The sequence below is a fragment of the Mesorhizobium sp. L103C119B0 genome, from assembly GCF_000502235.1.
In the GTDB taxonomy this organism is placed as follows: domain Bacteria; phylum Pseudomonadota; class Alphaproteobacteria; order Rhizobiales; family Rhizobiaceae; genus Mesorhizobium.
This window is the reverse complement of the sequence record NZ_AYXE01000010.1, coordinates 91,780-111,436: the sequence shown is the minus strand read 5'-3', so window position 1 is coordinate 111,436 and position 19,657 is coordinate 91,780. Positions and strand designations below refer to the sequence as shown.

27 protein-coding genes are annotated in these 19,657 nt (G+C 62.8%); 15 read left to right on the top strand and 12 right to left on the bottom strand.

What is annotated here, in order from left to right; genetic code table 11:
- Window positions 1–52: 52 nt before the first annotated feature.
- The gene (locus X728_RS148495; protein ID WP_023832021.1) at window positions 53–886 is read right to left on the bottom strand and encodes an SDR family oxidoreductase; all 834 of its coding nucleotides are present in this window, start codon (window positions 884–886) and stop codon (window positions 53–55) included.
- A 154-nt stretch (window positions 887–1,040) separates the two neighbouring features.
- On the opposite strand from X728_RS148495, the gene X728_RS148500 reads away from it, so the two are divergent.
- Entirely contained in the window at window positions 1,041–1,934 is an 894-nt protein-coding gene (locus X728_RS148500) for a LysR family transcriptional regulator (protein WP_023730813.1), read from the top strand.
- A gap of 308 nt (window positions 1,935–2,242) precedes the next feature.
- Here the strand turns inward: X728_RS148500 and X728_RS148505 are convergent, their stop codons facing one another.
- Window positions 2,243–2,830, bottom strand: a complete 588-nt coding sequence (locus tag X728_RS148505) for a TetR/AcrR family transcriptional regulator (protein ID WP_023733042.1) — start codon at window positions 2,828–2,830, stop codon at window positions 2,243–2,245.
- Between the two features lie 103 nt (window positions 2,831–2,933).
- Between X728_RS148505 and X728_RS148510 the strand changes: the two genes are divergently transcribed.
- Together X728_RS148510 and X728_RS148515 are read left to right on the top strand one after the other, a co-directional pair.
- Window positions 2,934–3,749: an oxidoreductase gene (locus X728_RS148510; RefSeq protein ID WP_023832020.1), complete on the top strand. Its 816-nt coding sequence runs from the start codon at window positions 2,934–2,936 to the stop codon at window positions 3,747–3,749.
- A gap of 68 nt (window positions 3,750–3,817) precedes the next feature.
- Window positions 3,818–4,819, top strand: a complete 1,002-nt coding sequence (locus tag X728_RS148515) for an NADP-dependent oxidoreductase (protein ID WP_023730811.1) — start codon at window positions 3,818–3,820, stop codon at window positions 4,817–4,819.
- Window positions 4,820–4,915: 96 nt separating this feature from the next.
- Here X728_RS148515 and X728_RS148520 read toward each other — a convergent pair whose 3' ends face one another.
- On the bottom strand, window positions 4,916–5,833 hold the full coding sequence (locus tag X728_RS148520; RefSeq protein ID WP_023832019.1) for a polyprenyl synthetase family protein: 918 nt from the start codon (window positions 5,831–5,833) through the stop codon (window positions 4,916–4,918).
- A gap of 132 nt (window positions 5,834–5,965) precedes the next feature.
- Between X728_RS148520 and X728_RS148525 the strand changes: the two genes are divergently transcribed.
- The 4 genes from X728_RS148525 to X728_RS148540 all read left to right on the top strand — a co-directional run bounded on the left by X728_RS148525 (window position 5,966) and on the right by X728_RS148540 (window position 8,741).
- Window positions 5,966–6,673: a transglycosylase domain-containing protein gene (locus tag X728_RS148525; RefSeq protein WP_023832018.1), complete on the top strand. Its 708-nt coding sequence runs from the start codon at window positions 5,966–5,968 to the stop codon at window positions 6,671–6,673.
- Between the two features lie 153 nt (window positions 6,674–6,826).
- Window positions 6,827–7,009: a 50S ribosomal protein L32 gene (gene rpmF, locus X728_RS148530; RefSeq protein WP_008834724.1), complete on the top strand. Its 183-nt coding sequence runs from the start codon at window positions 6,827–6,829 to the stop codon at window positions 7,007–7,009.
- Window positions 7,010–7,208: 199 nt separating this feature from the next.
- On the top strand, window positions 7,209–8,231 hold the full coding sequence (locus tag X728_RS148535) for an agmatinase (protein ID WP_023832017.1): 1,023 nt from the start codon (window positions 7,209–7,211) through the stop codon (window positions 8,229–8,231).
- A 108-nt stretch (window positions 8,232–8,339) separates the two neighbouring features.
- Window positions 8,340–8,741 (top strand): hypothetical protein, encoded by a 402-nt coding sequence (locus X728_RS148540; RefSeq protein WP_023670154.1) that lies wholly within the window; start codon window positions 8,340–8,342, stop codon window positions 8,739–8,741.
- A gap of 248 nt (window positions 8,742–8,989) precedes the next feature.
- On the opposite strand, the gene X728_RS148545 is transcribed toward X728_RS148540, so the two are convergent.
- The 3 genes from X728_RS148545 to X728_RS148555 all read right to left on the bottom strand — a co-directional run bounded on the left by X728_RS148545 (window position 8,990) and on the right by X728_RS148555 (window position 10,440).
- Window positions 8,990–9,421: a heme-binding protein gene (locus X728_RS148545; protein WP_023690074.1), complete on the bottom strand. Its 432-nt coding sequence runs from the start codon at window positions 9,419–9,421 to the stop codon at window positions 8,990–8,992.
- 179 nt (window positions 9,422–9,600) lie between these two features.
- On the bottom strand, window positions 9,601–9,834 hold the full coding sequence (locus X728_RS148550) for a hypothetical protein (protein WP_023684002.1): 234 nt from the start codon (window positions 9,832–9,834) through the stop codon (window positions 9,601–9,603).
- A 78-nt stretch (window positions 9,835–9,912) separates the two neighbouring features.
- Entirely contained in the window at window positions 9,913–10,440 is a 528-nt protein-coding gene (locus tag X728_RS148555; protein ID WP_023754138.1) for a helix-turn-helix domain-containing protein, read from the bottom strand.
- Window positions 10,441–10,554: 114 nt separating this feature from the next.
- On the opposite strand from X728_RS148555, the gene X728_RS148560 reads away from it, so the two are divergent.
- The 5 genes from X728_RS148560 (at window position 10,555) to X728_RS1000000171635 (ending at window position 13,434) form a co-directional block, all read left to right on the top strand.
- The gene (locus X728_RS148560; protein ID WP_023832016.1) at window positions 10,555–11,388 is read left to right on the top strand and encodes an alpha/beta hydrolase; all 834 of its coding nucleotides are present in this window, start codon (window positions 10,555–10,557) and stop codon (window positions 11,386–11,388) included.
- Window positions 11,389–11,504: 116 nt separating this feature from the next.
- The gene (locus X728_RS148565) at window positions 11,505–12,161 is read left to right on the top strand and encodes a glutathione S-transferase family protein (protein ID WP_023693661.1); all 657 of its coding nucleotides are present in this window, start codon (window positions 11,505–11,507) and stop codon (window positions 12,159–12,161) included.
- Window positions 12,162–12,166: 5 nt separating this feature from the next.
- Complete coding sequence (locus X728_RS0135440) at window positions 12,167–12,493, top strand: metalloregulator ArsR/SmtB family transcription factor (RefSeq protein WP_023699361.1); 327 nt, start codon at window positions 12,167–12,169, stop codon at window positions 12,491–12,493.
- A 23-nt stretch (window positions 12,494–12,516) separates the two neighbouring features.
- Window positions 12,517–12,891, top strand: a complete 375-nt coding sequence (locus X728_RS148570; protein ID WP_032887163.1) for a nuclear transport factor 2 family protein — start codon at window positions 12,517–12,519, stop codon at window positions 12,889–12,891.
- A gap of 246 nt (window positions 12,892–13,137) precedes the next feature.
- Window positions 13,138–13,434: an SRPBCC domain-containing protein gene (locus X728_RS1000000171635; RefSeq protein ID WP_245266160.1), complete on the top strand. Its 297-nt coding sequence runs from the start codon at window positions 13,138–13,140 to the stop codon at window positions 13,432–13,434.
- Here the strand turns inward: X728_RS1000000171635 and X728_RS148575 are convergent.
- From X728_RS148575 to X728_RS148585, 3 genes are all read right to left on the bottom strand, one after another.
- Window positions 13,400–13,663: a metalloregulator ArsR/SmtB family transcription factor gene (locus X728_RS148575; RefSeq protein WP_023670147.1), complete on the bottom strand. Its 264-nt coding sequence runs from the start codon at window positions 13,661–13,663 to the stop codon at window positions 13,400–13,402. The genes X728_RS1000000171635 and X728_RS148575 overlap by 35 nt on opposite strands.
- 32 nt (window positions 13,664–13,695) lie before the next feature.
- A complete protein-coding gene (locus tag X728_RS148580) occupies window positions 13,696–14,934 on the bottom strand; it encodes an MFS transporter (protein ID WP_023670146.1) in 1,239 nt (412 codons plus the stop codon).
- A 96-nt stretch (window positions 14,935–15,030) separates the two neighbouring features.
- On the bottom strand, window positions 15,031–15,225 hold the full coding sequence (locus X728_RS148585) for a DUF1192 domain-containing protein (RefSeq protein ID WP_023670145.1): 195 nt from the start codon (window positions 15,223–15,225) through the stop codon (window positions 15,031–15,033).
- A gap of 146 nt (window positions 15,226–15,371) precedes the next feature.
- Between X728_RS148585 and X728_RS148590 the strand changes: the two genes are divergently transcribed.
- From X728_RS148590 to X728_RS148595, 3 genes are all read left to right on the top strand, one after another.
- On the top strand, window positions 15,372–16,382 hold the full coding sequence (locus X728_RS148590) for an NAD(P)H-quinone oxidoreductase (RefSeq protein WP_031195639.1): 1,011 nt from the start codon (window positions 15,372–15,374) through the stop codon (window positions 16,380–16,382).
- Window positions 16,383–16,801: 419 nt separating this feature from the next.
- Window positions 16,802–16,942 carry a DUF1127 domain-containing protein gene (locus X728_RS1000000169125; protein ID WP_023670143.1) on the top strand — a complete coding sequence of 47 codons (141 nt, stop codon included), beginning with the start codon at window positions 16,802–16,804 and terminating at the stop codon, window positions 16,940–16,942.
- 326 nt (window positions 16,943–17,268) lie between these two features.
- The gene (locus X728_RS148595; protein ID WP_023670142.1) at window positions 17,269–17,961 is read left to right on the top strand and encodes a DUF1013 domain-containing protein; all 693 of its coding nucleotides are present in this window, start codon (window positions 17,269–17,271) and stop codon (window positions 17,959–17,961) included.
- A 63-nt stretch (window positions 17,962–18,024) separates the two neighbouring features.
- Here X728_RS148595 and X728_RS148600 read toward each other — a convergent pair whose 3' ends face one another.
- From X728_RS148600 to X728_RS1000000171060, 3 genes are all read right to left on the bottom strand, one after another.
- Window positions 18,025–18,744 carry a YafY family protein gene (locus tag X728_RS148600; RefSeq protein WP_023683994.1) on the bottom strand — a complete coding sequence of 240 codons (720 nt, stop codon included), beginning with the start codon at window positions 18,742–18,744 and terminating at the stop codon, window positions 18,025–18,027.
- Between the two features lie 126 nt (window positions 18,745–18,870).
- The gene (locus X728_RS148605) at window positions 18,871–19,281 is read right to left on the bottom strand and encodes a hypothetical protein (protein WP_031195637.1); all 411 of its coding nucleotides are present in this window, start codon (window positions 19,279–19,281) and stop codon (window positions 18,871–18,873) included.
- A gap of 58 nt (window positions 19,282–19,339) precedes the next feature.
- Entirely contained in the window at window positions 19,340–19,633 is a 294-nt protein-coding gene (locus tag X728_RS1000000171060; protein WP_023832014.1) for a hypothetical protein, read from the bottom strand.
- Window positions 19,634–19,657: the final 24 nt, after the last annotated feature.

The following is a 19,657-nucleotide window of genomic DNA, read 5'->3' as shown; positions in this document are numbered from 1 at the left end:
TCGATGGCGCTCATAAATAGACCTGCGACGACGGCAGTGCTGGATGCGACGTTCAGCTGTCGAAGGCCAGTGAGCCGGATAGCTCCTCATGGGCATCGACCTGCTGCTGCAGCAGAGCGAGTTTCTGCCTGACCATTGCAAGAGCATCGGCACCGGCGATGAACCGACGGGGCAGCTCCGGCTTGTCGACCAGAGTGATCAACGCCTGCGCGAGTTTGGCGGGGTCGCCGACTTGCTGGCCGTTCGCGGCTTTCCAACCCGTTATCTGCCGGGCGCGACGTTCGCTGTAATCGCTGACGAATGACGGAGCATATTGAGTGGATTCGTCCGTCAGCAGCTCCGTGCGGAAAAACCCGGGGTTCACGATCATCGTTTCAATGCCGAACGGCGCCACCTCGGCTTGCAGTGACTCGATCCAGCCATCAACGCCGAACTTTGCCGCGGCGTATGCAGAACAGAACTCAAAGCCGACCAGGCCTGCCGTCGATGAGATGGCAATGACCTTGCCAGAACCCTGCGCGCGCATGACCGGCAGGACTGCGCGGGTGACGTTCATGGCGCCGGTCAGGGTGGACGCGAGCTGAAGTTCGATATGGGCCGGAGTCAGGTCCTCGAAATAGCCGGCATAGAAGCCCGCGGCATTGTTGACGATCACGTCGAGGCGACCAAAGCGGTCCAGGGTTGCCTTCACCGCGGCGTCGGCGTCGGCCGGCTTGGTCACGTCCAACGTGACGACCAAAAGATTGTCCGACTGCCCGATCCCCTTGGCGACCCGATCTGGGTTACGACCGGTCGCAACGACCTTATCGCCGATGGCCAGGGCCGCTTTGGCAAAGTCGAGGCCCATGCCTCGCCCTGCGCCGGTGATCATCCATACTCTACTCATAGTCGTATCCTTCCTGGTCGGTATCTTTCAGTTTATGCCGCGTTGGCTTGGCACGTCCGTCTCAGCGTTTCGTTGTCTGCCAGGTGACATAGGGAATAGGACTCGATACGATTAGCCTCTATAATCTGCATGAAGTTAGAAATGGGATTGATAAATGAGGCGCGGAGATTTCAGCGAGCTGGCAGTCTTCATCGCCGTAGCAGAGGCGGGCAGCTTCACACGCGCCGCAGCAAAGCTTGGTCTATCGCAGTCGGCGCTCAGTTACGCTGTCAGAACGCTGGAACAGCGCATGGGAGTCCGGCTGATCTCACGCACCACCCGCAGCCTGTCCGTGACGGTAGCTGGAGAGCGCTTGCTGCGAAGCCTGCGACCGGCCTTCGATCACATCGAAAGCGAGATCGCCGCCGTCGCCGCCCTGCGCGACAAGCCCACTGGCCTCATTCGCCTGACGACATTCCGGTATGCTGCCAAATCAGTACTGTGGCCCGTCATCGCCAAACTCCTTCTGCAGTATCCGGATATCGAAGTGGAATTGAGCCTGGACGAAGGTCTGGTTGACATCGTTGCAAGCAAATTCGACGCCGGTATCCGGATCGGCGAGCAGGTCCAGAAGGACATGGTGGCAGTAAGGATCGGCCCGGACCTGCGTATGGCGGTAGTTGGATCACCGTCGTATTTTGCAACCCGAACGGTTCCAAAGACACCGCGCGAACTTGGGGAACACAAAGGCATCAGCTACCGTCAGAAGACCGGCGGCGGGCTCTTTGCCTGGGAGTTCGAAAAACGCGGTGAGGAACTTGAAGTCAGGATGAATGGCCCACTCATTATCAATGACGGGGAAATGCTGGAGGCTGCGGCCCTCGACGGGCTCGGACTAGCATACACATTTGAAAGCCAGGTCGCTCCGTTCGTCGCAGACGGACGCCTGATCCGGGTGCTGGAAGACTGGTGCCAACCCTTCCCGGGCTATCACCTCTATTATCCCAGCCGACGCCAGCACACTGCAGCGTTCGCTCTTCTTGTGGAGGCACTCCGTCTCAAGGCGTGACGGAAGGGCGAAAACACGCCGCTCTAACTTGGCGAAGTGAGTTATCCCTCCCTCATCAGCACAATTTTCGGGCGTCCAATCGATTCCTCCGTCGCAAGTTACCCCCCTTACGGACTGCGTCGCGGTGGCCGTCCGATTCCGAGCCTTGAAGCTGCCAGTCGCTTCCGGCCCTTATGCGGTCATTCCCTGATGCAGGTTGAGATGGCCTCGTGCTGGCAATGGCCGATGACTTTAGGCAAAGCGACCCTTCTTGTAATGCGGCCCGCCATGATGAGGATGTCAGGCTCTTTGCTGCTGCCGCTCTATCTCTAAATGGATGCCTTCTCGCCCTCACGTGGCTGGATCAGGCTGCGCGCGGCGTCTGCTCCTGCCGCAAGGATGCGATCCGACAATTCCGTCCCCGCTGCCGCGCGGGCCAGCTGAAGCGTGCCTATGAGGGTCGCAAAAACGCCCAGGGCGGCGGCTTCCGGGTCCTTGGTCTGCGGAAGTACTGCAGACAACTGGCGCACCAGAACCAGCAAGCGTTCGGTATAGACTTGGCGCGTTTCGGGCGGCTGACGCGCGAGTTCCGGCAACAGGGCGGCCGACGCGCAGCCGGCTCCCGGATTGTCCCGGTGCTCAGCTGACAGATACGCCGCTATGCCCATCTCCGGACCACCGGCTGCCAATACCTCCTGCAGTTGCTGCGACTGGGCCTCCAGTGCCGCTACAAGGCTTTCACGCACAAGCTCCGCCTTGGACTGGAAATGCGGATAGAAGGCTCCGTTCGTCAGCCCGGCGTCGCCCATAATGGCTGCCAGTCCGGACGCGGCGATGCCGTCACCGCGAAAACGCTGGGCTGCGACCTCGACGATGCGATCGCGGGAGGCGTCCTTTCGGCCCTTTTCGTAGCGCATGGCGGCTCTTCCTTTCTGCTATTGCATTAAGAGTGTAGTGTGATATTACGATCATAATTCAATCAACGGCAAAAAGCTAGCCCTCATGTCTCTGGAGTATCAAATGAATACCCTTTCGGGAAGAACCGCAGTCGTGACCGGAGCCTCTTCGGGCATCGGCCGCGCAAGTGCCGAGGCCTTGGCGGGGGCGGGGTATACCGTCTTCGGGACAAGCCGCAGCAAGGCCGGCAACGGCCCGGCGCAGGTGTCCATGCTAACCTGCGACGTGACCGACGGGGAGTCGGTCAGCGCCCTGGTTTCAGCCGTGCTGGCCCAGACCGGCCGCATCGACCTCTTGGTCAACAATGCCGGTGTCGGCCTGCTTGGCGGCGCCGAGGAATCTTCGGTCGCACAGGTGCAGGCTCTGTTCGACGTCAATCTGTTCGGCGTCATGCGCATGACCAATGCGGTGTTGCCGTCGATGCGGCGCCGCGGCCAAGGGCGCATCGTCAACATCGGCTCGATTCTGGGATTGGTGCCCGCGCCATACTCAGCGCACTACTCGGCGGTCAAGCACGCGCTGGAGGGCTATTCGGAATCGCTCGATCATGAGGTTCGCGCCTTCAACATTCGCGTCTCGGTCATCGAGCCGGCATTCGTGCGCACCGTCTTCGACCAGAACGGCATCGAGCCGGATTCCCTGTTGAAGGAGTACGATCAAGCGCGCGCCGGGCTCAAGGCGCTGCTTGCCGATGTGATGCCCAAAGCCGATCGGCCGGAAGTGGTGGCGGATGTGGTCGTCAAGGCAGCGACCGACGCCCGTCCGCGACGGCGCTATACCGCAGGGAAGGCAGCGCGCCAGGTCAGCCTGCTGCGCCGCTTCGCCCCCGCGGGGATGTTCGACAAGACCTTGCGCAAGCAGTTCCGCCTGCCGGTCTGAACAACGGTGGGACGGAGAATTTCACGCACAGACAGCAGGCCAACAGACACTCTCAGAAAGTCACTGCCATGAAGGCATTCGTTGTCGACAAATATAGCAAGAAAGGCATTTTGCGGCTGGCCGAGATGCCGGAGCCGGAGCTGCTGGACAATGACGTCCTGGTCGAGGTCCATGCCGCCGGGGTGAACCTGCTGGATTCCAAAATCAGGACCGGCGAATTCAAACTCGTCCTTCCCTATCGCCGGCCCTTCATCCTCGGTCACGACGTTGCCGGGAGGGTTGTCAGGGTGGGCTCGAAAGTCCGCAAATTCAAACCCGGCGACGCCGTCTATGCGCGGCCGCGCGACGGCCGGATCGGGACATTCGCCGAATTCATCGCAATCGATGAAGCCGACGTGGCGCTGAAGCCGGCGAACCTCAGCATGGAAGAGGCGGCCTCGATCCCGCTGGTCGGTCTGACCGCCTGGCAGGCTCTCATCGAGAGGGCGGGTCTGAAGACAGGCCAGAAGATCTTCATCCAGGCTGGCTCCGGCGGCGTGGGGACATTCGCCATCCAGTTGGCAAAGCACCTCGGCGCGATCGTTGCGACAACAGCGGGCGCGGCAAGCAACGATCTGGTCAGGGATCTCGGCGCCGATGTCGTCGTCGACTACAGGAAGGACGACTTCGAGAAAATCCTGTCGGGCTACGACGTCGTCCTGAACAGCCAGGACGCCAAGACGCTTGAGAAATCCCTGACTGTGCTGAAACCGGGTGGGAAGCTCATCTCGATTTCCGGTCCTCCGGATCCCGAATTTGCCAGGAAACAGAGACTGAACGTGGTGCTAAGGCTGCTGCTGCGGCTGCTGAGCCGTGGTATCAGGACCAAAGCCAAGCGCCGGGGCGTGGGATTTTCGTTCCTGTTCATGTCGGCGCAAGGTGAGCAGCTGAGCAAAATCACGTCCCTCATCGAAGATGGGGCGATTCGCCCGGTCGTCGACAGGGTCTTTCCTTTTGAAGCGACCAATGAGGCGCTGGCTTACGTCGAAACAGGACGCGCCAAGGGCAAGGTCGTCGTCAAGGTCAGATAGCGCGCCCAGTTGCTTTGGGGCATTTGAGAGACACCAAGCAAGGCAGCGCAAGGCCGACAAATTCCGAAAACGGTTCGGCATCCGATTGCCCAAACCTCAGTTGTTGCGGATTGCCACGAAGCTTGCCGCTGCCTTCAGCAAGGATGCCTGTTCACCGTATGGCTCAAGCAATTCATGGGCCTGCTTGACCAGCCCATGGAGCTGGCTGCGCGCCCAGTTCGCGCCATGCAGCGCCACCAGCGTCGCCTTGCCGGCGGCTGCGTCCTTGCCGGTCGCCTTGCCCATCTGGCTGGCATCGGCGGTCAGGTCGAGCAGGTCGTCGGCGAGCTGGAAGGCAAGCCCGACCGCCGAGCCGAATTCGGCCAGCCGGTCGCGGTTCTGCGGTGCGGCGCCGGCAATGATCGCGCCGGCTTCGCAGGCGAAGCGGATCAGCGCGCCGGTTTTCATCGCCTGCAGCCGGATAATGCCGGCTTCGTCCGGCCTGCTGCGCTCGGCTTCGAGGTCGAGCGTCTGCCCGCCGACCATGCCCCCAGTGCCGGCCGCGCGCGCCAGCGCCAGCACCAGTGCCGCCCTGCGCTCCGCCGGCAGCGCCGTCGCCTCATCGGCGAGGACATCGAAGGCAAGCGTCAGAAGCGCATCGCCGGCAAGGATGGCGGTGGCTTCACCGAAGGCCTTGTGCACGGTCGGCTGGCCGCGGCGCAGATCGTCGTCGTCCATGGCAGGCAGATCGTCATGGATCAGCGAATAGCAATGCACGCATTCGATGGCCGCCGCCACGCGCATCGCCGCCTCGCCATCGGCGCCAAAAAGGGCGGCACTTTCCATGACCAGGAAGGGGCGCAGCCGCTTGCCGCCGTTCAGCACGCCATGGCGCATGGCCGCCATCAGACGCTCCGGCCGGGCGATCTCGCCGGCAAGCGTGCGGCCGTCGAGCAGCAGCCTGAGCCCGGCCTCGATCGCCGCCGCCCGCCCCAGAAGTGCGGCCTCAAAGGCCAATTGCTCGTCTTTCGTCATGGCCGGGAGCGGTAGCCGACACTCAGACGTTGCGCAAGAAGCCTCGCGCCATTATGCCGGAGGCGGGAGAGTGGCGCGGGTGGGGGCGGCTTGACGGAACCGATCGTCGATCATGAAACCGAAGGGTTTGAGATGGCGCGACCAAGGCGCGTGAACCGCGCCGGTCTGAAGCGCCTGGCACGGCGCGGCCTGGTCGTCGCCGTCGTGCTGGCGGCGATACCCGTTGTGCTGACCTTCCTTTATCTGCCGTCCTTCGTGCATCCGATATCGACCTTGATGGTCAAAGACCTCACGACCTTCTCCGGTTACGACCGGCGTTGGGTGTCGATCGACGATGTGTCGCCGGTGCTGGCCAATTCGGTGATCATGTCGGAGGACGGTCAGTTCTGCTTCCATCGCGGCATCGATCTTGGCGAATTGCGCGGCGTCGTCGACGATGCGCTGGCCGGCGAGGCGACGCGCGGCGCTTCGACCATCACCATGCAGACGGTGAAGAACCTTTTCCTGTGGTCGCGGCCGCTGGGCTCGGTGCGCAAGGTGGTCGAACTGCCGCTGGCCGTCTATTTCGACGCGGTGATGTCGAAACGGCGGATCATGGAAATCTACCTCAACATCGCCGAATGGGGGCCGGGCATCTACGGCATCGAGGCGGCGGCCCAGCATCATTTCGGCGTTTCGGCCAAACAACTGTCGCGGCGGCAGGCGGCACTGCTCGCCGTCTCGCTGCCCAATCCGATCGCCCGCAATCCGGCCAAGCCCGGTCCGGGGCTGCGGCGGCTGGCGTCGCTGATCGAACGCCGCGCCGGCCGTTCGGGCGCGTATGTCGGTTGTCTTGATTAGGTCGAACCGCTGCCGGCTCAAAAAAAATCGCCACGGTGCTGGCCAAAACGGCGCAGGGCGTGTATAGGCACCCGACTTTCTCAGATTATGGCCCTGACGCGGCCCTTTCACGAGGGCTATCGGGGCATTTTGACCATGTAGTGGAGCATATCCATGGCCGTTCCGAAACGAAAAACCTCTCCGTCCAAGCGCGGCATGCGCCGCTCGGCCGACGCTCTCAAGGCCCCGACCTATGTCGAGGACAAGAATTCCGGCGAAATGCGCCGTCCGCACCATATCGACCTGAAGACCGGCATGTATCGCGGCCGCCAGGTTCTGACGCCCAAGGAAAGCTGAGACCAGCTTTCGAAGGGTTTGAATGCCAAAAGAACCGGCCATTGGCCGGTTTTTTTGCGTTTGGTGCGCGCCGCGCCGCCAACTATGCCAAAGACCGGGCGTCCGTGGCGATACAAGCTGCGGCGGCGGTGCTGTATTGAGCCCGCATGCCTTGTCGCGGCGCTTCCGCGCGATGATCGACCGGCTTCAGAGGGACCACATGACCAAGCTCACCACAGCACCCCGCGATATCTTCCAGACCTTCATGAACTTCCCGCTGGTCGAGGACCTCGATGCGCTGAAGGCGGATGTCGCCATCATCGGCATGCCTTACGGCAGTCCCTACACGATCGACGAGCTGGTCAACGACCAGACCAACGCGCCGACCGCGGTGCGGCGCGCCTCGCAGCGCATCAGCCTCGGGCTCGACCGCTATGATTTCGACATTGGCGGAACCCTGTTCGACGGGCAGGACGTCAAGGTGGTCGATGTCGGCGATGTCCCCGGCGATGCCGCCGGCAGCCACTACAGGTTGGCCGAAACGGCGATCCGCAAGATCCGCGTCGCCGGCGCCTTGCCGATCACCATTGGCGGCGATCACGGCATTCCAATCCCGATCCTGCGGGCGCTTGACGGCGAAGGGCCGATCACCCTGGTTCAGATCGATGCCCATCTCGACTGGCGCGACAATGTCAACGGGGTCAGGGAAGGCTATTCCAGCCCCATCCGCCGCGCTTCGGAGATGGCGCATATAGCCGGGATTTTCCAGCTCGGCATCCGCGGCCAGGGCAGCGCCCGGCTCGAGGAGGTCGAGGCGGCCCGCGCCTACGGCTCCAACATCGTCACCGCCAATGAATGGCAGGATATCGGTACGGCGGCGCTGCTCAAGCGCATCCCGGACCGTGGCCGCTATTACCTGACCATCGATGCCGACGGTCTCGATCCCGCTGTCATGCCGGCGGTCGAAGGCCCGGCGCCTGGCGGCATCAGCTACCGGCAGACGATCGAACTGATCAAGGGGCTGTTCGCCAAGGGACGTGTCGTCGGCATCGACATCGTCGAGATCGCGCCGGCGCGCGACGTCAACGAGATCACCTCGATGACCGCCGGCCTTTTCATCCTCAACGCTATCGGCGCCGCCGTGCGGACAGGCGCTGAATCCCGGCGTGTCGGTGGTCAGCCGGGGCAACTGTGGCTGACAGGGTTGTTTCGCGCGGTCTTTTTCCGTGTTTGCGGGCGCTAGCGAAAAATCTTGACGGCGTGCCTGCGGGGCATTCTACAGAAGGTGCCCCCATTGTTTAGGCAATTCCTTGGGAAACCGCTTTCCTGGAATTGCTAGAGGAGACGCCTGATGTTCGGTGCCATCCCGCTGCTGATCGTGCCCTTCGTGGCCTACAATCTCGGACTCCTCGGAATATTCGGCAGCGGCGACGATCCGTGGGCGACCGAGATCTTCTCGTTCAGCATGATGTCGGGCGGGGTGTTCTCGATGACGCTCGGCGACCTGATGGTGGTGATCGGGCTGATCTTCCTGTTCCTGGAAATGGTGAAGTCGGTGCGCACCACGAACGCCTCGATCATGGACCATCTGTTGTCGACGCTGGTCTTCGTGGCGTTCCTGGTCGAATTCCTGCTGGTGAAGGGCGCGGCGCACTCCGTCTTCTTCACGCTGATGGTGATCGCCCTGTTCGATGTGCTGGCCGGGTTTTCGGTGTCGATGCGGTCGGCGAGTAGAGACATAAATTTGAACTAGCCGCCTTCGTTGGACGGTCGCATCCGTTCGCGATTGGCGTGGCTGCTCTTTCTGGTCGTCATCCTGGGGCGAAGCAAGGAGCGAAGCGACGCGGCGCAGACCCTGGGATCCATTCCGTGAAGCTAAGGCGTTGCAACGGTTCAGAATTCTGCTCCGCTTACACTTGCGGCAAAGGTCGCGGCATGGATCCCAGGGTCTTCGCGACGGAGTTTCGTTCCTGCTTCGCCCTGGGATGGCGAAGCTCCCCCTCAGCCCGGATCGGCGGTGAAGCCCGCCGCTTCGATGCCGGCGATGGCGGCGGCTTCGTCATTGTCCGACGTATCTCCCGAAATTCCGACGGCGCCGATGACGGCGCCTGCCTTGTCGCGGATCAGCACGCCGCCGACGACCGGCAACACGCGTCCACCCGACACGTCGGAAATGCCGGCGACGAGATGCGGCCGCTCCTTGGCGAAAGCCTCGACACGGCGCGAGCCCATGCCGATGGCGAGCGCGCCATAGGCCTTGCCGGCCGACATTTGCGGGCGCAGGAACGAGGCTCCGTCCTGACGCTGGAAGGCGACGAGATGCGCGCCGGCGTCCAGCACGGAAACGCCGAGCGGCTTGAGCTTCAGCTCGGCGCCCTTGGCGAAGGCGGCGTCGATGATGTGCTTGGCTTTTTCGAGGGTCAGTGCGGTCATGGCTGTCTCCTGATCAAAACGCGTCAATCATCGACCTGACATGCGGGATGCGAAATCCCGGTTGCGGTTGAAATTGCTTCGCGTGGGAAAGCGGAAATGGCGGGCATTGCTGATCGTGGCACATGGCGGCGGATACGATCCGCCGGCATCCAGATCGGGCGTCGATGAAGAAGGCCGCGCTATTTTTTCTTGGCTCGGGGCGCTTTCTTGACCGGAACGGCAGGGGCGTTGGCGAGGTCTTCCGCTTCCTTGGCAAGGCGCAATGCCCGGAGCTTGTTGGTCTTGGCCTGGCGGGCGTCGGCCTCGGCGACATACTCCGCCATCGCCTTTTGCCGCACCGTGGCGGCCTCTTCCTGCTTCTTGAAACGCATATCCGCCCGGGCGCGGGCAGTATCCTTAGAGTTCTCGACCAAGAGCGTTATCCATCCCGTAAATTATGTTTTTCAGCCCCTTGATAGCAGAGCCGGCCTGATAATGGGGAAATAAGTTGGTCAAGCGGCGGGGGCCTCGATGCCGCTCGACGCCTTGCGGGCGACCACCGCCTCATATCCGGCCTGCAATGTAGCGCGGACGGAAGGCCGCGCGGGTGTGGCGACAGGCGTGCCCAGATGGTCGTGGCGCAACTCGTCCATGAACTGCTCCCACATTGGCGGTCCGCCTTTCTCCAGCAGCTCGGCCCGGATCGAAAGCTCCTCGCTCACCGGCAGCCAGACGCGGCCCCAAGCGCCGAGATGCGCCATGATCGGCACCAGCGTGATGGCCATCTCGGTCAGGCTGTAGATCGCCTTCTGCTTGTGCGAGGGGTCGTCGGCCTTGGTCAGCATGCCGAGTTCCATCAGCCGCTTCAGCCGGTCGGCCAGGATATTGGAAGCGATGCCCTCGATCGAGCCGTTGAGCAGTTCGCGAAAGTGGCGTTTGCCGCCAAAAATCATGTCGCGCAGGATGATCAGGCTCCAGCGATCGCCGAACACTTCCAGCGACAGATTGATAGGGCATCCCGAGCGGTGTTCGGTTTTCATCCGACTCTCCTCAAAAACCAGTTGCATTATCGTACCAGTTTTATTATCGTGCAACCGATTGCAAAACGCAATCAGTTTGGTTGGCCTTTGATTGGCCGATGCGAGGAGAGTCCCATGACACGGGCCGCAGCACCCGAAATCGTCTCCCAGACGTTTGGGGATCCCGGCGATCCAACCGTTCTGCTGGTCATGGGCGCCATGGCCTCGATGCTGTGGGGGCCGGAGGCGCTCTGCAAAAAACTCGCCGGCGAGGGCCGTTTCGTGATCCGCTACGACAATCGCGATACCGGCCTGTCGACCAAATATGCGCCGGGCGAGCCGCCGTATACCTTCGACGACATGGCGGACGATGCGGTGCGCGTCCTCGACGGTTGCGGCATCGGCGAGGCGCATGTGGTCGGGATGTCGATGGGCGGCATGATCGCGCAACGACTGGTGTTGAAACATCCCTCGCGTGTCATCTCGCTGACCGTAATCAGCAGTTCGCCGGTGGGGATCGACACATCGCAGCTGCCGGGAACGACCGAGGCCTATATGGAGCACTCGGCCGATGGCGCCAAGGTCGATTGGTCGGACCGCGACCAGGTGGTCGGCTTCGTCGTCAAGGATGCGCGTGCGATCGCCAGCACCGCGCATCCCTTCGACGAGAAGGCGATGCGGGCGTTCGTCGAACGGGACTACGACCGATCCGGCGGCTTCCTGAGCGCGACTAACCATTTCATGCTGAAGAGCTGCGAGGATCTGAAAGGACGCCTGCGCGAGATCAAGGTTCCGCTGCTCGTCATTCACGGGACATCGGATCCGATCTTTCCGGTCGAGCATGGCGCAGCCCTTGCCGACGCTGTTGCCGGCGGGCGGCTTGTCCGCGTCGAAGGCGGTGGCCACGAACTGCATCCCGACGACTGGGGCACGATCGTTGCCGCCATCGTCACGCATACCAAGCCCTGAAGGCAGTCTCGAACCTTGACACATTCGCCTCACGGAAATAGTTAAGTAAATGCTTCAGTGTTGGCGCTGGCTGGCACCGCTCCAGCATCGACGAACCGCAAACAGACGAGCAAAAAATGTCCCTGACCTTCCATTTCCATCCGCTGGCATCGTTCTGCTGGAAACCGCTGATAGCGTTTTACGAGAACGATACGCCCTTCACGCCGGTTATCGTCGACCTCGGCGATGAGCAGTCGCGGGCAGCGTTCCTGAAGGTGTCGCCGACCGGCAAGATGCCGGCGCTGCGTGACGATGCACGCAACCGCACGGTGCTGGAATCGACCATCGTCATCGAATATCTGGCCGCGCATTATCCCGGGCCGGTCGAGCTCATCCCGGCCGAGGCCGACCTTGCTCTCCAGGTCCGCCAGGCCGACCGTTTCTACGATTTCTACGTGCAGGCGCCGATGCAGAAGATCGTCGGCGACAGGTTGCGCCCGCAGGACAAGACCGATCCGTTCGGGGTCGACGAGGCGCGCGCGCAATTGCGCAACGCCTATGCGATCATCGGGGAGGAGATGCGTTCGAAACTCTGGGCGGCCGGCCCCACCTTCACCATGGCCGACTGCGCGGCCTCGCCGGCGCTGTTCTACGCCAACAAGGTCGAGCCATTCGGCGACAGTTATCCGGCCGTGAAACGCTACCACGACCGCCTGCTCAAGCGGCCGTCCTTCGCCCGGGTGGTCGAGGAGGCGCAGCCCTACTTCAAGTTCTTTCCCTACAATAACGGCTGATCGCGATGCTGCACGATCCCGCCCAGCTCGACCTGATGTTCCAGGCGCTCGCGGACCCGGCCAGGCGCAGCATGGTCGAGCGGCTGTCGCGTGGGCCGGCCTCGGTCAGCCAGTTGGCCGAACCGCTGGCGATGTCGCTGTCGGCCGTCGTCCAGCATCTCAACGTGCTCGAAGCAAGCGGGCTGGTGCGCTCGGAAAAGCTCGGCCGCGTGCGCACCTGCCAGATCGCGCCGCAGGCGCTGCGTAGTGCAGAACACTGGATCAACGAACGGCGGCTGACATGGGAGCGTCGGCTCGACCGGCTCGGCGATTTTCTCGCCGGGACCGAATGACCTGAAGCAGAGGAGAAATGACCATGCCCGGCAAAAGCAGAGCGGAGTTGATCCGCGGCTATTTTTCCGCCTACCAGGCGAATAACAAGGCTGCCGTCGCGGCGGTGCTCGCCGACGATTTCACCTTCACCAGCCCCTATGACGACGCCATCGACCGTGCGACCTATTTCGAGCGCTGCTGGCCGGACAGCCCGGCCTTCAGCTCGATCGTCATCGAGCGGATATGCGAGGACGAGGACGCCGCCTTTGTCCTCTATCGCTGCGAGACGGCGGACGGAAAGACCTTCCGCAACACCGAACTGCATCTGTTCCATGACGACAGGTTGCGCGCCGTCGAAGTCTATTTCGGCGCGTCCTATCGCGACGGCGTCTTCGTCGCGCAGAAACCATCAAGCTGACCTAGAGGACCTGACCATGGCCGAACGATCCGTCGTCCACTCCACCTTCGTCCTCGAGCGCCTCTATCCATTTGCACCGGCGAAAGTCTATTTCGCGCTCAGCGATCCGGCCGCCAAGCGGCGCTGGTTCGCCGACCCCGACAACCCGATGACCCACAGGCACGAAATGGATTTTCGCGTCGGCGGTCAGCCGGCGGGCCGAAGGACGGGCCGATCCACACTTATACCGCCACCTATCAGGACATCGTGCCCAACCAGCGCATCGTCTACAGCTACGACATGCTGTTCGGTGATGTCAGAATCTCGGTTTCGCTGGCGACAATTGAGCTTCGCCCGGAAGGCACGGGCACGCGTCTGGTGCTGACCGAGCAGGGCGCGTTTCTCGATGGGCACGACACACCGTCATCGCGCGAGCATGGTACCGGATTCCTGCTCGATGGGCTGGGCAAGNGGGCAAGGCGCTGGCAACGGACACTTGAAAGCCAGGGAGGCGAGCTGGAATCGCGGCCTATGCTTCCCAGAACTGATCAAGCCAAATATTGAGCTTGAGGAAGCCGCCACTGCTGACTGTATAGACCCGCCTCGTGCCCTCGGCCTTGGCCTGAACCAGACCGGCGTCCAGCAACACTTTCAAATGCTGGGACACGGCCGGGCGGGAGACTGGCAGGCCCGAAGCCAGTTCGTTGACGGTTTTCGGGCCACGCCGGAGCTCTTCCAGAAGATAGCGCCGGTTGGGGTCGGCAATCGCCATGAAGGCGTCAGAAAAGATCATGCCTATACTTGTGGGGCAAAGCTTTTCAAATCTCAACCGTCGGCTTCCGCTTTTCTGAGCCGCAGTGCTTCAGGGGTGACCGAGCGATCGGCCGGCTGGGTCTTGAAGGCGTCGCGGTCTTCGATAGGCACCGGCGCGCGGCGGCTGATGCGCAGCAGCGTGTAGGCGGCGAGGCTGAGATGCGCCAGCGCGGTGGCCAGGAACAGGCCTTCGGGGCGGAGCCAACCCATCAGGGCGGCAGCCAGCAAGGGCCCGATCATGGTTCCGAAGCCATACAGAAGCAGCAGGCCGCCCGAGACCTTGACGAAATCCTCCGATCGGGCGTGGTCGTTGGCATGCGCCACGGCGATCGAATAGAGCGTGTAGGCAAAGGCGCCGTAGGCGGCGGCGAAGACAATGACGAGGACGGCGGAACGCGGTTCGAACAGGAAGATCAGGATGGCGAACAGTGCGGCGCCGAAAGCCGCGCCCGCCAGCACGAAACGGCGGTCGGTCTTGTCGGAGAGGCGTCCGGCCGGAAGCTGCATGGCCGCGCCGGCAATAACGACAAGGCTCATCATCAGTGCGATCTGGGCGGTGGAGATGCCGATACGGGCGCCGTAGACGGCGCCAAGCGTGCCCCAGGCGCCATTGGCGATGCCGACCAACAGGCAGGCGATCGCCGACACCGGCGAGTTGGCGTAGAGACCTTTGACATCGAGCTTGACGTCCTGCAAAGGCTTGGGAGACGAAGCCGACGACACCGCGGTCGGGATCAGCGACAGGCAGAACAATATGCCGGTGATCATGAACAGCGACGCCGATCTGACGTCGCCGCCCGCAACGATCATCTGGCCGCCCATGATCGAGGCATAGGTGACCATCATGTAGAGGCCGAAGACGGTGCCGCGGTTCTCGTTGGTGGCCTTCTCGTTCAGCCAGCTTTCGATGACCATGAAGGCTCCGGCCATGGTGAAGCCGGTGAAGGCGCGCAGCAGGATCCAGACATATTCGTCGATGATCAGGCCGGTAAGCAACGCCACGATGGCGCCCGAAGCGGCAAAGGCGCCGAACGCCCGGACGTGGCCGGCGCGGCGCACCAGGCGCGGTGCGAAGAAGCAGCCGGTGACGAAGCCACCGGCCCAGGCCGTGCCCATCAGACCGAGCGATGCGGTCGAAAACCCTTCGATCTGGCCGCGCAACGGCAACAACAGGCCGTGCAGCCCCGAAGCCGCAAGCAGGAAAGCGGTGCCGCGAAGCAGCGAGAGGATCGGCCTGTAGCTTGCAAACATTGTTTGATCCGTCTGGAGATTCGGTGGCGGGGTCTGAAGACAGGCGCATTCGGGCTTTTCGGCGGCGGATGCTCAACGCCGAAACTAACGCGAAAACTAGCCGCGGCGAAACAGGGCTTCGGCCGCCGATTTGGTGCTGCCCTTGGTCTGGAGCTCGGCTTCCAGCCGGGCAATCTCCTCGCGCAGGATGCTGATCCGTTCGGTAAGGTCACCGACCGAAAGCAGCGACAGATCCTGTCCGATCTCATGCGGGCGGGCTTTCTTTTTGGGTTCGTCGTCGAAGATCGCCATCGTCGCTCCTCCCTATTCAGTATTGGGCTGATTTGGCCATTTGCCTGATCCGGCAATCAGCATACATAGGGCAGGGGCGCAGATGCAAACAGCCGGCAAGAAGCTGGCAGCCGGCGACAGACCGGCGGACCGAGACGGGAAATTTCATGGCGAGCGGACATAAAATTCCAGCCACGATGACGGCCATCGCAATCTCGCAACCGGGCGGGCCGCGGGTGCTGAAACCGGAAACGCGCGACGTGCCGGTGCCTGGTCCCGGCGAAATCCTGATCCGGGTGCGTGCGGCCGGCGTCAACCGCCCCGACGTGCAGCAGCGCAAGGGCGCCTATCCGGCGCCGCCCGGCGCCTCCGACCTGCCCGGTCTCGAGGCATCGGGCGAAGTGGCCGCCCTTGGCGACGAGATATCGCGCTGGCGCATCGGCGACCGGGTCTGCGCGCTGACGCCGGGGGGCGGTTATGCCGAATATGTCAAGGTTCATGCCGGCAGCGTGCTGCCGCTGCCCGCCGGCTTCACCCACACGGAGGCGGCCGCGGTTCCGGAAAACTATTTCACCGTCTGGCACAATGTGTTCGAGCGCGGCGGCTTGAAAAAGGGTGAGACGCTGCTGGTCCATGGCGGCTCATCGGGCATCGGCACCACGGCGATCCAGCTGGCGTCGGCCTTCGGCGCGTATGTCGTCACCACCGCCGGCTCGAAGGAGAAATGCGACGCCTGCCTGAAGCTCGGCGCCGACCGGGCGATCAACTACCGCGAGGAGGATTTCGTCGCGGCGGTCAAGGATGCGACCGGCGGCAACGGGGCCGACGTCATTCTCGACATGGTCGGCGGCGACTATATCGCGCGCAACTACGAGGCCGCCGCGGTCGAGGGCAGGATCGTCCAGATCGCCGTTCAAGCCGGCGCGGTGGCGAGCGCCGATTTCTCGAAAATCATGGTCAAGCGGCTGACCCACACCGGCTCGACGCTGCGGCCTCGCACGGTCGAGTTCAAGGCGGCGCTCGCCGCCGCACTGGAAGCACAGGTGTGGCCGCTGCTCGGCACCCGGAAGGTAGCGCCGGTGATGGACATGATCTTCCCGCTGACCGACGCCTGGCGGGCGCATGAGCGCATGGAAGAGGGCGAGCATATAGGCAAGATCGTTCTCGACGTCGGCTAGATGGGCGAGATTCAGGTGAGGCCGGCCTGCGAATGGCGGCTCCCTGCGCTTCCGGCCTTCGCCGGCCGAAGCCCTCATGAGGGTTGCGGCAGTTAAGGCTACGGCCGGCGTAGGCCGGTGTCACGTACTGAAGTACGCTCCGCTCCGGCCTTCGCCGGCCGAAGCCGTCATAAATGCCTCCGCTCTATGAAGGCTACGGCCGGCGTAGGCCGGTTCTCGGGAGCCGCCATTCTCGGCGCGGCCCGACCTGAATCTCGGCACATCCTCCCCGCTATGCCCGTCGGCAAGATGAACATAACCTCAATGGTGCAATGCAGCATTTGCATTGCGGCTATGCAAAGACGTCTGTTCAATTCGTGGGCAGCACTGCCTATCTAAGCGTCATCGAAACGATTTGATCCAACAACTGGAGGACAACCATGAACCCGATCCGCGCTTTCCGTAACTGGCGTATGTACAACGAAACCGTGCGCGAGCTGAACAAGCTCAACGCCCGTCAGCTCAGCGACCTTGGCATCAGCCGCGGCGACATCGAGAGGATTGCCCGCAAGGCCATCTAATTCGAAGCATGGTCGGCCAGTGAGGCCTGACCACGCGGCAGAAGCAAGAGCCGCCGCAGACGGTATCCCGTCGCCGGTTCCGAGCCCGCTGGACCCTGTCCGGCGGGTTTTGTCGTTTTGGACCCCCTGTACAACTCGGCATCAATGATCGCCGGAGCCGAGGTCCTCCTGGCCTCCCCCGCTGTCCGGTGTCCGGCGGCTGCGCCCTGCGCCAAAAACATTGCGAAACGGCAGCGGAGCGGTTATACAGGCCGCGAATTTCCCATTTTGGTGGCTCTAAACCACCGCCCGCGCGGGAACGCGGGCGAACGAGAAGGATTTTTGAAATGGCCAATACGCTGCTGATGCCCAAGGCGACCGCCGTCTGGCTGGTCGACAACACCGCGCTTTCCTTCGAGCAGATCGCGCAGTTCTGCGGGTTGCATCCGCTCGAGGTCAAGGCGATCGCCGACGGCGAATCGGCGCAGGGCATCAAGGGCATGGATCCGATCATGACCGGACAGCTGACCCGCGACGAGATCGCGCGCGCCGAGAAGGATCCGAACCAGCGCCTGAAACTGTCCGACCCCAAGGTGCGGGTGCCGGAATCCAAGCGCAAGGGTCCCCGCTACACACCGCTGTCGAAGCGCCAGGACCGGCCCAACGCCATCCTGTGGCTGGTCCGCAACCATCCGGAATTGAAGGATGCGCAGATTTCGCGCCTGGTCGGCACGACCAAGTCGACGATCGAACAGATCCGCGAGCGCAAGCACTGGAATTCGGCCAATCTGCAGCCGATGGACCCGGTGACGCTGGGTCTCGCTTCGCAGATCGACCTCGACATGGAAGTCAACCGCGCCTCGCGCGGCCGCGAGCAGGCGCAACCTGTCGGCGACACGCTGCTGCCGGCTGCCGTGACCGAGCGCCTGGTGCCGGCGCCGGAGAAGCCGAAGGACGAGGATGCCGAACTCGACGCCAACGCCGTGTTCGCCAAGCTCTCGGCGCTCAAGTCCAAGAAGGAAGATGCGGACGACGAGTGAGGTTTGCGACAGTTCAACAAAAAAGCCCGCTTCGAGCGGGCTTTTTCATTGATTGTCGAAGTCTCAGCTGCGCGCCGCCCGGTCCGGCGTCATGCCATAATCCTCGCTGCGCTCGACCGCGCGGTAGAAATCGGCGAGCTGCTTGCCGCGCTCCGGCTTGAAGATGCGGCCGGCGATGACCACCGAGGCGATGCGGTCGATGCGGAAGGCGCGGAAATCGTCGCGCATCTCGCACCAGGCAACCAGCGTCCATACCTTGCCCCAGAACCACAGACCGAGCGGACGGATGTCACGCCCGGTGCCGCGGCCGGCCTCGTCGCGGTAGTCGATGGTCAGCACCTGTCGCTTCTCGACAGCGCGCTCGATCACGTCGATCGCCTCACGCGCGGCGTCGCTCACCACCCACATCGGGGTGTGGATCTCGGTGCGGGCGATGCGGTCCTTCTCGGCGTCGGGCAGGACGGCGCCGATCTTGACCAGCGCCTCGTCGGCCGCACGCGCCATAGCAGCGCCGCCAAAGGCCCGCACCATGCGGGCGCCAGCGACCAGCGCGACGATTTCGTCACGCGTGAACATCAGCGGCGGAAGGTCGAAACCCTCCCTCATCATGTAGCCGACGCCGGCCTCGCCGTCGATCGGCACTCCGGTCGACTGCAAATCGGCGATATCGCGGTAGATGGTCCGCTCGGAAACCTCGAGCCATGTGCCGAGCTTCTGGGCGGTGACCAGCCGGCCGCCACGCAGGTGCTGCACGATCTGAAAGAGCCTGTCGGCACGTCGCATCGTATGGTCCCTCGGCTGCTTGTCTATGAATGTCATGGTCCCAAAACCGGTTCCGGGTGACATCCATGTCCTGTTTTATGCTTGTCGTTCTCCCAAAAACCGCTGCGCACTTTTGGGCGACACGCATTATGGTTTAAGTCCTTCGCGCTTGCGCTGCACGGCGACGAATTCCGCGCCGAAGGACAACTTCTTCGTTGTCGGCGTGTTCACGTCGAGCACACGCCAGTACGGCGTGATATCGTTCAGCGTCATGCCGCGTTCGAGATCCTCATTGGCGGCTTCGGCGACGGTGCGCAGATGATAGCCGATGGTGACCGGACATGTCACTTGCGCCCCATGCTCGATGGCGAGGGCGGTGCGCAAGGCGCGTACATCCATCTCGAGGCCGTTGGGGATCGTGCGGATGAAATCATCGACCTGACGGGCCGTCGGCACCAGCATCGGCTGGCCCTCGACGACGTGGCCCATTGTGCGTGGCGTCGGCTTCACGCCGTTGACGCCCGGCGTGTTCAGCCTGTCGTTCCAGCTTTTCACCATTCATGTCTCCTGACACGTTTATGGCATGGTGCTCCTGACAGCATTCTGTCAGGAGCCTTCAGCATTGTCCGTAGCAGGCGCCAAAAGTCTTTGCGCCAGCCCAAGGCGTCGCCGCCCGGGGGTCCATGTCAATGATCCGGGCGTTGCGGGGTCCGCATCCAAGCATTGTCATGTAAAACGCCTCAGATCTCGCGAATGCGGCTGTGACCCTCATACATATCGGCCAGCCAATGTCCTTGCGGATGTCCGCCGGCAAGGAGTTCAGGAAGCGCTGGGTACGGACTTCATTGCGCATCGTGCGGATCTTGCCGACATAGTGCTGTACGCTGTTCAAAACACCAAAGCTGTTCATGACCATCTCCTCTTCTCTGATGGA